The sequence below is a fragment of the Streptomyces sp. NBC_01092 genome (assembly GCF_045039535.1).
Classification (GTDB): domain Bacteria; phylum Actinomycetota; class Actinomycetes; order Streptomycetales; family Streptomycetaceae; genus Streptomyces.
The window spans coordinates 7,286,035-7,300,586 of the sequence record NZ_CP108659.1 but is presented as its reverse complement, the minus strand read 5'-3'; the positions used below and the strand labels follow the sequence as shown (position 1 = coordinate 7,300,586).

Here is a 14,552-nt window from a genome sequence, read left to right as displayed (position 1 = left end):
AAGGTGATGCAGTGATGTGTCGCGGCCCTGTGACCACATGTGAAGAAAGCGGGCGGAGAGTGGACGGGCGGGGGCGCCATCGGCTCCCCCGCCCGTCAGAGAGTGCTTAGTAGCACTCCTTGACACCCGTCGACAGCGACATCTTCAGACCGCTGAGCTTGAAGGTTCCGGCAGTGGTCGCCCACGCCGTCTGCTTCACGTTGCTCAGGGTGGCCTTGTCGGCCTGCTGGGCGAACCCGAAGGGGTTGGCCTGCTCGCCGCCGCCCTTCATGCCCGGACCCTTGTTGGCGTCCTTGGCGGCAACACCGATGTCGATGTTCTCGAACGTCGCGTCGGCCTCAAGCTCGGCGACGTCGATGTAGAGGTTCTTGGCCTCGACCGGCGTGTCTCCCTGGCCGGCCCGCAGGATCAGGCTGACGCTCCCGAGGATCGGGATGTCGGGGGTGACCACGGACTGGCACATGTTGCTGATCGTCGCGGACTTGAATCCCGAGACGGCGACGGGGTGAACCGTCTTCTTGCCGGAGAGCGTGTAGCCCTCGTCAAGAGCGCCGTACTGCGAGAAACCCGTACCGACGAGCTTGTCGGTGGTCACCTTGAACGACTGACCGGAGACACTGAACGACGCGGCGAGAGCGCCCTGCGCGAGGGCGACACCTATCGCAGCCGTGGCGGCGACGCTGGGCACCATGACCACAGCGAACCGCTTCCATCTGGTCCCGCCACGCACCTGGGACTCCATATTTCCTCCTTCTCGGACGTACATCTCCTGACCCTGGCTGCCGCTGTCGGCTCGACGGCTCAGCCGGTCAGAGATGGGAGAAGTGCTACGTCCTCGGGAAGGAGAGCGCCTGTACCCGGAGGCGCGAATCGCACCCGAATCACCGGCGATCACCCCCGAGCGACAACCACTGGTCGCGCCTGACACGCATCACGCACAACCTTGCTGGACAGGCTTCGCCGGATGAGCGAAGACCCCCCTGTCCAAGAGCCGGCGCCACTGCCGCCGACTCTGCTCGGTGGGGACCCAGGAACTCCCGCGACCCAACCGGCTGTCGGGGTACGGGAACGGACCGAGCGTGGCCGATCGTGGTGCATTCTCGCCGCCCGCACAAGGGGCTTCGTTACTCAGTAGTAACGGCCGGATAACCGAACAACGACCCGCCGGTCTCGGTCGGCGACGCAGGGTGTCTTCAGGCGACCGGACAAATCCAGGAATCACCAGACAGAAACCGACAGAACGACGCCTGCGACTTACCCGCAGTAACTGCGGCCGCGATTACCAAGATTTGGTAAAGCGCGGCCGCTCTGATGCTCTGTCGACAAATCTTTCACTCGCGCAACACGCGCCGGTGCGTTTAGTGACTGGTCAGAACGGGGCTGTCGCCCCGCTCACGGCACCGTCAGAACAACGCACGCGCCAACGCCCTGCGGGCCGCCGCGACCCGGGGGTCGTCGCCGCCCACGACCTCGAACAGCTCCAGCAGCCGAAGTCGTACGGTGTCCCGGTCGTCACCGAACGTGCGCTGCACCGTCTCGATGAGCCGGCCGAAAGCGTCCTCGACGTGACCGCCCACCAGATCCAGGTCGGCCGCGGCGATCTGCGCCCGCACGTCGGTGGGCCGGTCGGCGGCTTCCTTGCGCACCTGCTGCGGGTCGGCGCCCTCCACGCGCTGGAGCAACTCGGCCTGGGCGAGCCCGAGTTTGGCCTCCGAGTTCACCGGGTCCTCGCTCAGCACGGTCTTGTACGCCTGGACGGCACCGGCCAAGTCGCCCGCGTCCAGCGCCTGTACGGCGGCCTCCAGCAGGGCGTCGTAGGGACCGGCCGGCATCGCGGGAGCGGCGGGCGCGGCGCCCGGCTCGGCGTCCGGGTCGACCGTCAGGCCGGTCAGACCGAACCGCTGCTCGGCGACGGTGACGAGTTGGTCGAGCGTCTGGCGGATCTGCGTCTCGTCGGCCGCCCCCTGGAAGAGCGGCAGCGCCTGCCCGGCGACGACGGCGAAGACGGCCGGGATCCCCTGCACGCCGAACTGCTGCATCAGCATCTGGTTGGCGTCGACGTCGATCTTGGCGAGGAGGAGGCGGCCGTTGTACTCGACGGTGAGGCGCTCCAGCACGGGGCTCAGCTGCTTGCAGGGCTGGCACCACTCGGCCCAGAAGTCGATGACGACGGGCACCTCGGCGGAGCGCTGAATGACGTCCCGCTCGAAGCCCGCCTCATCCACATCGATGACGAGGTCGGCGGGGGACACGGCACCCGGTCCGCCCTGCCGGGCGGCTTCGGCACGCGCCTGCTCCGCCTTCGCCTTGGCCTCCTGGGCCGCCTTCACCGCGGCGAGGTCGACGACTCCGCTCATGGACATGTTCCGTGGCTGCATGCGTCTATCCTCCCCCGTTCGGGGCGCACTGTGAAAAGCGGTCTGAAAAGCGGTCTGAAAGCCGGGGCCGGCCGGTGCTGTTCGGCGCCGGGTCCCCACCCCACGCCTGTGGTCGTCGCTTTCGCTACGAGTCGTAGCGTAATGGCAGCCGAGCCCCGCGGAACACCGCCCTCCCGTGATCTGCCTCACGACCGCACAGGAACCCCCCGGTTATGGTCATGGGATGCAGAGCCGCACCGCCGCCACCCGTCCCGGACGCCCGCGCAGCGCCGCCGCTGACGCCGCGATTCTGGCGGCGACGCGTCAGGCGCTGGTCGAACTGGGGTGGTCCAAGCTCACCCTGGGAGACGTGGCCACGCGCGCGGGGGTTGCAAAAACGACCCTCTATCGGCGCTGGTCCGGAAAGAACGAGCTGGTCGTCGACGCCGTGGCCGAGCTCTTCGACGAGCTCCGGCTGCCCGACCTGGGCAGCCTCGCCGCGGACATCGAGGGCGTCGTGCTCCAGTTCGCGGCGATCCTGGCCCGGCCGGAGGCGAAGAGTGGCCTGATGGCGGTGGTCGCGGAGTCGACCCGGGACGACGCGCTGCGCGAGCGCATCCGCGCCTCGATCGTCGACCGCCAGAAGCGGCTGGTGGTGGAGGGCCGGGTCCGCGCCCAGTGCCGGGGCGAACTCCCCCCGGAGACGGACCCCTCGGAGTCCACGCGCACCGTCGACCTCATCTTCGACATGGTGGCCGGAGCGGTGGTCCACCGCACGCTCGTGAGCAGCCACCCGGCGGACGAGGAATGGGTACGCGGCTTCACCCAGGTACTGCTGCTGGGCCTGACCGGCGCCGCCGCGGAGGCCGCCGGGGACTGAACGGGGAGGGCGGCCGGGCCGCCCTCCCGCCGGAGGGTCTCAGAAGCCCGCCGGCTCCGTGTACACCCCCCACTCGTCCCGCAGCACGTCGCAGATCTCGCCGAGGGTCGCCTCGGCGCGTACGGCCTCCAGCATCGGCTCGATCATGTTGGCGCCGCTGCGGGCCGCGGCCAGCATGGCGTCGAGCGCGGTGCGCACCGCGGCGTCGTCGCGGGCCGCCTTGCGTGCGGCCAGCGTCCGGACCTGCTCGCGCTCCACCTCGTGGCTGACGCGGAGGATCTCCAGGTCACCGGTGACCGACCCGTGGTGGACGTTGACGCCGACGACCCGCTTGTCGCCCTTCTCCAGGGACCGCTGGTACTGGAAGGCGGACTCGGCGATCTCGCCGGTGAACCAGCCGTCCTCGATGCCGCGCAGGATGCCGGAGGTGATCGGCCCGATGGGGTGCTGCCCGTCGGGGTGCGCGCGCAGCCCGCGTTCCTTTATCTGCTCGAAGATCTTCTCGGCGTCGGCCTCGATCCGGTCGGTGAGCTGCTCGACGTACCACGCACCGCCCAGCGGATCGGCCACATTGGCGACCCCGGTCTCCTCCATGAGGACCTGCTGGGTGCGCAGGGCGATCTCCGCGGCCTGCTCGGAGGGCAGCGCGAGGGTCTCGTCGAGGGCGTTGGTGTGCAGCGAGTTCGTCCCGCCGAGCACGGCCGCGAGCGCCTCCACGGCCGTACGCACCACGTTGTTGTACGGCTGCTGGGCGGTCAGCGAGACACCGGCGGTCTGGGTGTGGAAGCGCAGCCACTGCGCCTTGTCGCTCCGCGCGCCGTACACGTCCCGCATCCAGCGCGCCCAGATGCGGCGGGCGGCGCGGAACTTGGCGATCTCCTCGAAGAAGTCGAGGTGCGCGTCGAAGAAGAAGGAGAGGCCCGGCGCGAAGACGTCGACGTCCAGGCCGCGCGACAGCCCCAGCTCGACGTACCCGAACCCGTCGGCCAGTGTGTACGCCAGCTCCTGCGCGGCCGTCGCTCCGGCCTCGCGGATGTGGTAGCCGGAGACGGACAGCGGCTTGTAGGCGGGGATGCCGGCCGCGCAGTGCTCCATGAGGTCGCCGATGAGGCGCAGGTGCGGCTCGGGCTGGAAGAGCCACTCCTTCTGGGCGATGTACTCCTTGAAGATGTCGGTCTGGAGCGTGCCGTTGAGGACGCCGGGATCGACGCCCTGGCGCTCGGCCGCGACCAGGTACATACAGAAGACCGGCACGGCCGGTCCGCTGATGGTCATCGACGTCGTCACGTCGCCCAGCGGGATGTCCTTGAACAGGACCTCCATGTCGGCGGCCGAGTCGATGGCCACACCGCAGTGCCCGACCTCGCCGAGCGAGCGCTGGTCGTCGGAGTCGCGGCCCATGAGCGTCGGCATGTCGAAGGCGACCGAGAGACCGCCTCCGCCGTTGCCGAGGATCATCTTGTACCGCTCGTTGGTCTGCTCGGCGTTCCCGAACCCGGCGAACTGCCGGATGGTCCACGTCCGCCCTCGGTAGCCGGTCGGGTACAGGCCACGTGTGAAGGGGTACTCCCCGGGCCACCCGATCCGCTCGAAGCCCTCGTAGCCGTCGCCCGGCCGGGGCCCGTACACCGGCTCCACGGAGTCCCCGGAGAGCGTGGTGAAGTCAGCGTCGCGCTTGCGCGCGGCGTCGTACCGGGCCTGCCAGCGGCGGCGGCCCTCCTCGATGGCGTCAGCGTCCATACCATCAAATTTACTTGGACGTCCTAGTAAATGTCGATGGCTGGCGGAGATTAACTAGGACGTCCTAGTAAAACTCCCAGAAAAAAAGCCTCGACAACCGCCGCGAAGCGAGCTCCGCGGCGGTACCGGTCGAGGCCTGCGGCAGCTGCGGTCAGGCCTTGGCGACCGCGGCCGCCTCGTCGGCGACCTTGGCCTCCAGCTCGTGCGTGATCTTGCGCTCCACGAAGAAGGCGGCCGTCGGGATCGTCCCGGCCAGCAGCACCCACAGCTGTCGCTTGACCGGCCACTTCGCCTTGGAGCCCAGGTCGAAGGCGAAGACCAGGTAGAGGACGTAGAGCCATCCGTGCGCGATGCCGACGACGCTGGTGAAGCTGTCGGCGCCGTCCATCTTCAGCAGGTACTTGGCGATGACGCCCAGCGTGAGCAGGACGAGTAGCACACCGGTCACGTAGGCCATGACGCGGTAGCGCGTCAGCACGCTCTTCTTCATGCGTACGAGCGTAACGACCCGTTCCGGCAGATCTTGCCCCGGGTCAGCTCTCGTCGAAGTCGTGCGCCGCGACCCGGAGCGGGCGCAGCATCGCGAAGATCTCCCCGCACTCCTCGGCGTCGTAGACCCCGAGCCCGAAATCCATGGCCATCAGGTCGCTGGTGGCCGCCTCGACCACCTCGCGGCCCTTGGCGGTGATGGACGCGAGCGTGCCGCGCCCGTCGTTCGGGTTGGGCCGCTTGTCCACGAGACCGGACCTGACGAGGCGGTCCACGGTGTTCGTAACGGACGTGGGGTGCACCATGAGTCGCTCGCCGATCTTGGACATCGGCAGCTCGCCGGCCTTGGAGAAGTTCAGCAGCACGAGCGCCTCGTAGCGCGCGAAGGTCAGGCCGTACGGCTTGACCACCGCGTCGACCTCGGCGAGCAGGATCTGCTGGGCGCGCATGATCGAGGTGATGGCGGCCATGGAGGGCACGTTTCCCCAGCGCTGCTTCCAGAGTTCGTCGGCGCGTGCGATGGGATCGAAGGGAAGACTGAGCGGCTTCGGCACGCGACCGACCTTACCGGCCGGTCACATGCTGGTCAGCCCCGTCTCGCCTTTCGGTCGCTCACCGCCGGGCCGTCTCCCGGACCTGGAACACCCCCGTCCACCGGTCGTCGTGCAGGCAGGCGTTCATCGGCTCGACCAGGGTCCGGTGGGCGTCGCCGGTGCGCCAGCGGCGGATGGCGTCGAGGTCGGCCCACTCGCTGGTGAGCAGCCACTGGGCGGGGTCGTCCAGGGAGCGGCACAGCTGTTCGCCGAGGTGCCCTGAGAACCCCTCGGCCCCCGCTCGTACGCCCTCGTAGGAACGCACGAACTCCGCCTCCATCCCCTCCCGTACGCGCAGCAGCCGGATCACCCGCACCCGCGCCAGGGCCGAGGTGCCGGCGGTCATGACGGGTCGAGGACGACGGGCAGCTCCGCAAGTCCCCGGAAGGCGGGGAACGGCACGGTCATCCAGCGCGCTTCCTCCGGGGCCACGGCGAGGGCCATGCGGGGGTGGCGGGCGAAGAGCGTGCCCAAGGCGATCTGCATCTCCAGGCGGGCCAGGGGCGCGCCGACGCAGTAGTGCGGGCCGTAGCCGAAGGCGAGATGCGTGGCCTGGACGTTCGGGCGCCGGACGTCCAGCTCGTTCGGCGCGGTGAACATCTCCGGGTCGCGGTTGGCCCCGGTGATCGAGATCTGGACGAGCGCGCCCTTGGGGATGAGCACGTCCCGGATCACGATGTCCTCCTTCGCGTGACGGAACGTGGAGTTCTCCACGGACGTCTCGAAGCGGAAGATCTCCTCGATGGCCGCGTTCATCGCGCTCGCGTCCCGCAGGGCCAGCTCCTTCTGGTCCGGCCGGCTGAGCAGGTGGTAGACCGCGTTCCCGATCTGGTACGCCGTCGACTTGTGGCCCGCGAAAAGGAGCACCCAGGCCGTCGAGACGAGTTCGTGGTCGGTGAGCGAGCCCTCCTGGTCCTGGGCGGTGACGAGCGCGCTGAGCAGATCCGAGTCCGGCTCGCTGCGCTTGCGTGCGCACAGGTCCACCAGATAGTCGCGCAGATTTCCCTCGGCGATCTCCAGTTTCGCGCGCGCCTCCGGCCCGAATCCGGTCTGTGCGACGGTGGCTGACCATTCCTGCGCCTGTTTCCGCTCGTTCTCCGGAACGCCCAGGAGTTCACAGATCACCTGGAGCGGCAGCGGGAAACAGAATTCCGGGAGCAGATTCACCGGCCCGGTCGTCGGGCACTGGTCGAGCAGTTCGTCGGTGATCTGCTGCACGCGCGTCCGCAGCGATTCCACCCGCTTCGGGGTGAAGGTGTTGCCGACGATCCGGCGGAGCCTGGTGTGCTTCGGCGGGTCCGAGAAGAGCATGTTGTCGTCCAGCGCGATCGACGAGTCACCGAAGATGCGGTGGTAGGCGTCGATGGCGCCGTACATGTCCTTGCTCAGCCGGGGGTCGGCCAGCGCGGCACGGGCGTCGTCATAACGCGTGATCAGGTACGTCTCCACCCCGTGGGGCGGCGACAGCGGGCACACGGGCGCCGCCTCGCGCAGCGCGGCGTAGACGGGGTGCGGGTTGGCGCGGAACTCCCGGCTGCACGACGAGGCCGCAGCTGCGGCCTCTTGCGACGACAGTGCCTCGGATTCCTCGGATGCGAACGCTTGCGTCATGACTGGTCCCCGGGTCGGCGTGAATTTCGATGGTCAGAGCCACCGTTTCCCGGGCCGTACCGCGCCGCAAACGGCGCTGCGCCATATGGGTCGGGTCACCGCAACACGTGTGTGTCGCACCCCGGCTTGGTAAACATCGACGACGTGAGCGGACACCAAGCGGAATCTGTACCAGTCCTCATCGTCGGCGGATCCCTGGTGGGTCTTTCCACTTCGGTTTTCCTGGGCCGCCTCGGTATCGAGCACATGGTCGTGGAACGCCATGCCGCAACATCGACGCACCCGCGTGGCCGCGGCAACAACGTGCGCACCATGGAGATCTACCGGACCGCCGGCCTGGAGTCACGGATCCGGGACGCGGCCCGCGTGCTCGCCGGGAACGACGGCATCCTCCAGGTGGACACCCTCACCGGGGAGCAGCGCCGCTGGCTCATCGGCGACATCTCCGGCGGCATGGACATCTCCCGGGTGAGTTCCTCCGACTGGTGCCTGTGCAGCCAGAACGATCTCGAACCGGTGCTGCTGGACTACGCCCGCGAGCAGGGCGCCGACATCCGCTTCAACTCGGAGATGCTCTCCTTCACCGAGCACGGGGACGGCGTACGGGCCGAGGTCAGAAACCGCGACACCGGTGAGATCCACACCGTGAACGCCGACTACCTGGTGGCCGCCGACGGCCCCCGCAGCCCCGTCCGCACCCATCTGGGGATCGGTCAGTCGGGGCCGGGCGAGCTGTTCCACAACGTCAGCGTCACGTTCCGCAGCAGGACCCTGAAGAACCACGTCGGAAAGAAACGATTCGTCGTCTGCTACGTCACCGACCCCCAGGGCGAGGGCGCCCTGCTGCCGGTGGACAACGAGGAGCGCTGGGTGATCCACGTTCCCTGGCACCCCGACCGGCAGGAGGAGCTGGAGGACTTCACCGACGAGCGGCTCGCGGCACACATCCGGGCCGCCGTCGGAGTGGCGGACATCGACGTCGAGATCACCGGCAGGGCGCCCTGGCACGCCTCGAAGCGGGTCGCGGACAGCTACGGCGAGGGCCGCGTGTTCCTGGCCGGCGACTCGGCCCACGAGATGCCGCCCACCGGGGCGTTCGGCTCCAACACCGGTATCCAGGACGCTCACAACCTGGCCTGGAAGCTGGCCGCGGTGCTGCGCGGCTGGGCCTGCCCGTCACTGCTCGACAGCTACGAGCTCGAACGCCGGCCCGTCGCCCTCGCCACCGGCACGCGCGCGTGCGTGCAGGCGGCCGACGAACAGCACCCGGGCTTCAGCCCCGGCGCCCGCCGCAACGACGATCCGGCGGACCTGATGACCGTCGCCCTGTGCTACCGGTACGCGTCGAGCGCCGTGGTGGGCGCCCCGCCGGAGCGGCCGATCGTCCCCGACGCCTTCCACCTCGGCGGCGACCCGGGAAGCCGCGCGCCCCACATGTGGGTCATGCGGGGAGACTCCAGGATCTCCACGCTCGACCTGTACGAGCGTTCCTTCGTGCTGCTCGCCGGCTCCGGGGGACAGAAGTGGCGGGCCGCGGTGGAGAAGGCCGCCCTCAACCTCGGCGTCCCCATCGAGGCGTATCTCGTCGGAACGGGCCCCGATCACGACCTCGCCCCCGAACGGGACGCCGACTGGGCCGAGTTGCACGGCACGGCCGAGGACGGCGCCGTGCTCGTACGCCCCGACGGATTCGTCGCCTGGCGGGCGGACGCCGCGATGCCGGACGCCGACCGCGTCCTGACGAATGTGCTGCAGAGCGTGCTCTGCCGCGACTGAACCCCGCTGTCCCCCACCGAACGACGAGGACACCCCCATGACCCTTGCCGGACGCATCGACGTCCACCACCACTTCACCGCCCCGGACTGGCTGGACTGGGCGCAGGAACGAGGTGTGGTCAACCGCGAGAAGCTGCCCTGGTGGACCCGCTGGGACCTGAACACGGCACTGGAGGTCATGGACAAGACGGGGATCGGCACCTCCGTCATGACCGTGGCGATGCTGGGCCGGCTCCGGGAGCGCGCCGAGCGTCAGGAGAGCGCGCAGGTCGCCCTGCGGGCCGCGGCCGACGTCGTGGAGGCCAACCCCGCGCGCTTCGCCTTCTTCACGCCCGTCTTCCTCGACGACCTGGAGCTGTCCTCCTGGAGCGTCGGGTACGGCCTCGACGAGCTCGGTGCCATCGGGGTGAGCACGCGCACGAGCATGGACGGCGTCTTCCTCGGCGACGCCTCGCACGACCGACTGCTCCAGGAGCTGAACGAGCGGTCCGCGGTCATCAGCACGCACCCCATGGACGTACCGGCGGGCAAGGACGGCGCCCCGGGGCTGCCGGGGATGCCGCCCTTCGTCTGCGACTTCCTGCTGGACACCACGCGCGCGGCCATCAACCTCATCCGCAACGGCACCCTGGACCGCTATCCGAACCTCAGTTTCATCCTGCCGCACGGAGGGGGCTTCCTGCCCTACATGGCCACCCGGCTCGAACTGTTCGGCGGGCGTATCGATCCGCCGATCGAGCCCGCCCGGGTCCGTGACTACCTGCACCGGTTCTACTTCGACACGGCCGGGCCCATGTCGGCCTCGGCCACGCCCACCCTGCTGGCGACGGTCGACCCGGACCGCATCCTCTTCGGCACCGACTGGCCGCCCACCCCCGCCCACGTCATCGTCGACAGCGTGACGCCCGCGCTGGACGGCGACCCCTTCCTCTCCGAGGAGCAGCGCCAGGGCATCAACCGGGAGAACGCGCTGCGGCTGATGCCGGGGCTCGCGCGTTCGTGACGGCACGCATGAGAAGGCCGCCGCCCGCGCTCGGTCAGCGTGGGCGGCGGCCTTTTTCGCTCAGTCCCTCTCCCAGCGGTAGAAGCACCTCGCCATCGCGTCCTTCGGACTCCGCCAGGTCTGCGGGTCGTACGGGCTGACGAACGTCTCCAGCTTCCTGCTGATGTCGACGAACTCGGGGTGCCCGGTCACCTTCGCGATGGCCGGTCCCGGGTCCTGCTCGGCCTCGATGAAGTGCATGTACACATCGCCGAACTGGAACAGCGAGCGCTGGGTCACCCCGACGAGGTGCGGCAGTTCACCGCGGTCGGACGCCGCGAAGACACCGGCGATGTCCTTGGCCGACTCCGGGGCCATCCTGGCGACGATCAGTGCGTGGTGCATGCTGCCTCCACACGGTCACGGATGAGGGCCAGCTGGATGGGCGAGTTGCGGTTGATGATGTCCGTCATGCCGGCGTCGTCGACCGGCGCCTCGGGCTTCATGGCGAAGTCCTGCGTCCAGTGCATCCGGACGCCGGCCGGGGTCTCCTCGTACTCCCACACGATGTTCATGTAGGCGAAGGGGCCCGTCTCGACCCGGCGGGCGCGGACGATGAGCTTGTCGCGGTCGGCGGCCCGTTCCGAGACCCAGCTCCACACCTTGCCGTTCTCGTCGGGGTGCATGGTCAGGCGGAAGGTCACCGTGTCGTCCTCGCGGGACAGCACCTCGCAGGAGGCGTACTCGCTGAAGAGCTGGGGCCAGCGCTCCAGGTCGTTCGTCATGTCCCAGACGAGGTCGAGGGGAGCGGCGATGGTGATCTCGTTCTCGGTGTGTCCGGCCACTTCAGGCTCCTGTCGTGAGGGCGCCGTTGACGAGGGTGAGGAAGGCACGGGGGCTCTTGCAGCGCTCGGCGTCGGTGGGCAGCGCCCAGCCGTGCCGGTTCTCCAGCTCGCCCACGATGCCGAGGAGGCCGAGCGAGTCCAGTCCGAACTCGGCGAAGGGGCTGTCCGCCCGGCGTTCGAGGTCGTGCGCGTCGACGGTCACGCCCGCGGCCTTCTTCATCAGGGCGGCCAGTTCCTCGAAGGTCACTTTGGTCACTTCGGTGGTCATGAGGTTCTCCTTGTCTTTCTAAGCGGCGGTCGCAGGGCCCTTGCGCAGGACGAGCGCCGCGTTCGAGCCCATGAGTCCCCGGCTGAGGACCAGGGCCGTGCGCAGCTCGGCCGGGCGCGCGGTGGCGGTCACCAGGTCGATGTCGTGGCAGATGTCGAAGACGCCCGGCGTCGGCGGGATCTGCCCGTGCTCCATGGCCTGCACCGCGGCCACGATGTCCAGCAGGGGCGCCCCGCAGTACGACCGCCCGATGCCGCTCTTGGGGGCGGTGACCGGCACGCGGGTGCCGTGCGGGCCGAGGGCGTCGGCGAGGGCGAGGGCCTCGGCGCGGTCCGCCTCGGGGACGCCGATCGCGTCGGCGAAGACCACGTCGATCTCCTCCGGCGCGCAGCCGGCCTCGTCGAGGGCACCGCGGATGGCGTGCGCGAGCCCCTCCCTCGACCGGCCCCACTGCGAGGCGCCGGTGAAGGTGGCGGCGTGTCCGGCCACGGTGGCCCGGACGACCGCGTCCCGGCGCCGGGCGCGGTCCAGGTCCTCCACGACGAGCACGGCCCCTCCCTCGGCGGGCACGAAACCGCAGGCCGCCGAGGTGAAGGGGCGGTAGGCGCGGGCGGGGTCCTCGACGGTGCTGAGCTCGCGGTAGCCGAGCTGGCAGACCCCCGAGTACGGGGCGAGCGGCGCCTCGGCGGCCCCGACCACGACCACGTCCGTCCCGCGCCGCACGGTCCGGGCGGCGTGCGCGACGGCGTCCAGGCCGCCCGCCTCGTCGCTGGCCACCACACCGCAGGGGCCCTTGAAGCCCTTGCGGATGGATATCTGGCCGGTGCTGGCGGCGTAGAACCAGGCGATGGACTGGTAGGGCCCGACGAACCGGGAGCCCTGTCCCCACAGTTTCTGCAGTTCCCGCTGGCCGAACTCGCCGCCGCCGGACCCGGCCGCGGTGACGACTCCGACGGAGTACGGCGCGTCGGCCCAGGCGCTCTGGGTCAGCCCCGCGTCCTTCAGGGCGGCGTCGGCGGCGGCCAGCGCGAAGTGGGTGAACTTGTCGGTCTGGACGAGGAAGGTCTCCTCGATCAGCGCCGACGCGTCGAAGCCCCGGACCTCGCCGGCGACGCGCAGCGGCAGATGCTCGCAGCCGTCCCGGGTGACCCGGTCGAGGACGCTCGCGCCCTCATGGACGTTCTTCCAGTAGGTGTCGGCGTGCAGGCCGTTGGGCGCGACCACGCCGATACCGGTGACGGCGGTCTGCCGGGCGTGTGGACCACTCATCGTCGTCTCCTCCCACTCGGCCCCGTCAGGAGCACCGCGGACTGGAACCCGCCGAAGCCGCTGCCCACCGAGAGCACGTTGTCGAGCCGGCGGGAGCGTGCGGTGCGCGGGACGTAGTCCAGGTCGCACTCGGGGTCCGGGGTCTCGTAGTTCGCCGTCGGCGGCACCACCTGGCGGGCCAGCGCGAGCACACAGGCGACGACCTCGATGGCGCCGATCGCGCCGAGCGAGTGGCCCACCATGGACTTGATCGAGCTCATGGGCGTGTCGTAGGCGTGGGAGCCCAGCGACTTCTTGACGGCGGCGGTCTCGTGCCGGTCGTTCTGGCGGGTGCCCGAGCCGTGCGCGTTGACGTAGTCGATCTCGGTGGGGTCTACGCGCGCGTGGTCGAGGGCGTCGTCGATGGCCCGCGCCATCTCCAGGCCCTCGCTGGTCAGACCGGTCATGTGGTAGGCGTTGCCGAAGGTGGCGTAGCCGCCGATCTCGCAGTAGACGTGCGCGCCGCGCGCGCGGGCGTGCTCCAGGTCCTCCAGGACGAGGACGGCGGCGCCCTCTCCCATCACGAAGCCGTCGCGGTGGGCGTCGAAGGGGCGGGAGGCGTGCTCGGGGTCGTCGTTGTTGGGCGATGTCGCCTTGATGGCGTCGAAGCAGGCCATGGTGATCGGGGAGATCGGCGAGTCCGACGCCCCGGTGATGCAGACGTCGGCGCGGCCCTCCTGGACGGTGTGGAAGGCGTAGCCCACGGCGTCCAGTCCGGAGGTGCAGCCGGTGGACACGGTCTGCACCGGGCCCTGGGCGCCGAACCGTTCGGCGACGTCGGCCGCGAGCGTGCTGGGTGAGAACGCCCGGTGCAGCTGGGGCTCGGCGCTGCGGTGGTCGACGTCCCAGCGCTGCCCGTGCTCGCTGACCAGGACGTAGTCGTGTTCGAGCCGGGTCGTGCCGCCCACCGCGCTGCCCAGGGACACGGCCACGCGCCAGGGGTCCTCGATACCGAAGTCGACACCGCTGTCGGTCACCGCCTCCTGCGCGGCGGCCAGGGCGAACTGTATGTACCGGTCGGCGCGTTCGGCGACGTCCGGGTCGAGGCCGTGCGCGAGCGGGTCGAAGTCGCACTCGGCGGCTATGCGGGAGCGCAGCCCCTCGGGGTCGAACAGGGTGATGCCGCGGGTCGCCGTACGGCCGTTGGACAGGAGGTCCCAGAACGCCGGAACTCCGATCCCGCCGGGGGCGACCACGCCTATGCCGGTGACCGCCACGCGCCGGGTCATGACAGCACCCCTGGGCGTTCCGGCTGCGCGCCCTCCGCCTGGACGAGCGGGTACGGCTTGATGTCGTCGCTGATCTCCGGGGCCTCGGTGTCGACGTGGCCGAGCTTGGGGTTCGGCGCGAGCGGGCCCAGGTGGAAGACCATCCGGGCCTCCTCGTCACCAACGTTGCGGAAGCGGTGCCGCATGTCGATGGGGATCATGAGGCCTTGGTCGGCCCGGAGAGGAAACGTTTCGCCATCCAGGTCGACCTCCAGCCGGCCCTCGACGACGTAGATGAACTCCTCGGAGTACGGGTGGTAGTGCTCGCTGATGCGTTCGCCGGGCCGCATGATGGCCAGGCCCATGAAGCCGCTCGTCGAACCCACCGTGACCGGGGTGAGCAGGGTGCGAAGGTCGCCGCCGCGCTTGCGGTTGGGCTCGATCTCGTTGACGTCCACGACGCGCGGGCGCATCTTGTCCATGGTTCTGTCTCCA

Annotated in this window: 16 protein-coding genes; 3 read left to right on the top strand and 13 right to left on the bottom strand. The window is 69.7% G+C overall.

Annotation, left to right across the window (positions count from 1 at the left end; translation table 11 throughout):
- Positions 1-106: 106 nt before the first annotated feature.
- Positions 107-742, bottom strand: coding sequence for a DUF6230 family protein (locus OG254_RS33355; protein WP_351191864.1), 636 nt, complete (start codon positions 740-742; stop codon positions 107-109).
- A gap of 661 nt (positions 743-1,403) precedes the next feature.
- Positions 1,404-2,378 (bottom strand): tetratricopeptide repeat protein, encoded by a 975-nt coding sequence (locus tag OG254_RS33350; protein ID WP_405589162.1) that lies wholly within the window; start codon positions 2,376-2,378, stop codon positions 1,404-1,406.
- Positions 2,379-2,601: 223 nt separating this feature from the next.
- Between OG254_RS33350 and OG254_RS33345 the strand changes: the two genes are divergently transcribed.
- On the top strand, positions 2,602-3,237 hold the full coding sequence (locus tag OG254_RS33345) for a TetR/AcrR family transcriptional regulator (protein ID WP_405589159.1): 636 nt from the start codon (positions 2,602-2,604) through the stop codon (positions 3,235-3,237).
- Between the two features lie 39 nt (positions 3,238-3,276).
- On the opposite strand, the gene OG254_RS33340 is transcribed toward OG254_RS33345, so the two are convergent.
- The 5 genes from OG254_RS33340 to OG254_RS33320 all read right to left on the bottom strand — a co-directional run bounded on the left by OG254_RS33340 (position 3,277) and on the right by OG254_RS33320 (position 7,670).
- Positions 3,277-4,977, bottom strand: coding sequence for a methylmalonyl-CoA mutase family protein (locus OG254_RS33340; RefSeq protein ID WP_351191869.1), 1,701 nt, complete (start codon positions 4,975-4,977; stop codon positions 3,277-3,279).
- A gap of 151 nt (positions 4,978-5,128) precedes the next feature.
- A complete protein-coding gene (locus OG254_RS33335) occupies positions 5,129-5,467 on the bottom strand; it encodes a DUF3817 domain-containing protein (RefSeq protein ID WP_351191871.1) in 339 nt (112 codons plus the stop codon).
- 43 nt (positions 5,468-5,510) lie between these two features.
- Positions 5,511-6,020 carry a MarR family transcriptional regulator gene (locus OG254_RS33330; RefSeq protein WP_351191873.1) on the bottom strand — a complete coding sequence of 170 codons (510 nt, stop codon included), beginning with the start codon at positions 6,018-6,020 and terminating at the stop codon, positions 5,511-5,513.
- Positions 6,021-6,078: 58 nt separating this feature from the next.
- Positions 6,079-6,405, bottom strand: coding sequence for an antibiotic biosynthesis monooxygenase family protein (locus OG254_RS33325; RefSeq protein ID WP_405589155.1), 327 nt, complete (start codon positions 6,403-6,405; stop codon positions 6,079-6,081).
- Positions 6,402-7,670 carry a cytochrome P450 gene (locus OG254_RS33320; protein WP_405589152.1) on the bottom strand — a complete coding sequence of 423 codons (1,269 nt, stop codon included), beginning with the start codon at positions 7,668-7,670 and terminating at the stop codon, positions 6,402-6,404. The genes OG254_RS33325 and OG254_RS33320 overlap by 4 nt, the downstream gene beginning before the upstream one ends.
- 144 nt (positions 7,671-7,814) lie before the next feature.
- Between OG254_RS33320 and OG254_RS33315 the strand changes: the two genes are divergently transcribed.
- Positions 7,815-9,446, top strand: coding sequence for an FAD-dependent monooxygenase (locus OG254_RS33315; RefSeq protein WP_405589150.1), 1,632 nt, complete (start codon positions 7,815-7,817; stop codon positions 9,444-9,446).
- Between the two features lie 37 nt (positions 9,447-9,483).
- Complete coding sequence (locus OG254_RS33310; RefSeq protein ID WP_405589147.1) at positions 9,484-10,449, top strand: amidohydrolase family protein; 966 nt, start codon at positions 9,484-9,486, stop codon at positions 10,447-10,449.
- Between the two features lie 60 nt (positions 10,450-10,509).
- On the opposite strand, the gene OG254_RS33305 is transcribed toward OG254_RS33310, so the two are convergent.
- Genes OG254_RS33305 through OG254_RS33280 form a run of 6 tightly spaced genes read right to left on the bottom strand, consistent with a single transcriptional unit; the run spans position 10,510 to position 14,539 of the window.
- Complete coding sequence (locus tag OG254_RS33305; RefSeq protein ID WP_351191883.1) at positions 10,510-10,833, bottom strand: TcmI family type II polyketide cyclase; 324 nt, start codon at positions 10,831-10,833, stop codon at positions 10,510-10,512.
- Entirely contained in the window at positions 10,818-11,273 is a 456-nt protein-coding gene (locus OG254_RS33300; protein WP_351191885.1) for an SRPBCC family protein, read from the bottom strand. Before OG254_RS33300 ends, OG254_RS33305 begins: the two co-directional genes overlap by 16 nt.
- Before the next feature lies 1 nt (position 11,274).
- The gene (locus tag OG254_RS33295) at positions 11,275-11,541 is read right to left on the bottom strand and encodes an acyl carrier protein (protein ID WP_351191887.1); all 267 of its coding nucleotides are present in this window, start codon (positions 11,539-11,541) and stop codon (positions 11,275-11,277) included.
- An 18-nt stretch (positions 11,542-11,559) separates the two neighbouring features.
- A complete protein-coding gene (locus OG254_RS33290) occupies positions 11,560-12,810 on the bottom strand; it encodes a ketosynthase chain-length factor (protein WP_405589142.1) in 1,251 nt (416 codons plus the stop codon).
- Positions 12,807-14,078: a beta-ketoacyl-[acyl-carrier-protein] synthase family protein gene (locus OG254_RS33285; protein WP_405589139.1), complete on the bottom strand. Its 1,272-nt coding sequence runs from the start codon at positions 14,076-14,078 to the stop codon at positions 12,807-12,809. Before OG254_RS33285 ends, OG254_RS33290 begins: the two co-directional genes overlap by 4 nt.
- A complete protein-coding gene (locus tag OG254_RS33280; protein ID WP_351191893.1) occupies positions 14,075-14,539 on the bottom strand; it encodes a cupin domain-containing protein in 465 nt (154 codons plus the stop codon). The genes OG254_RS33285 and OG254_RS33280 overlap by 4 nt, the downstream gene beginning before the upstream one ends.
- Between the last annotated feature and the right edge of the window lie 13 nt (positions 14,540-14,552).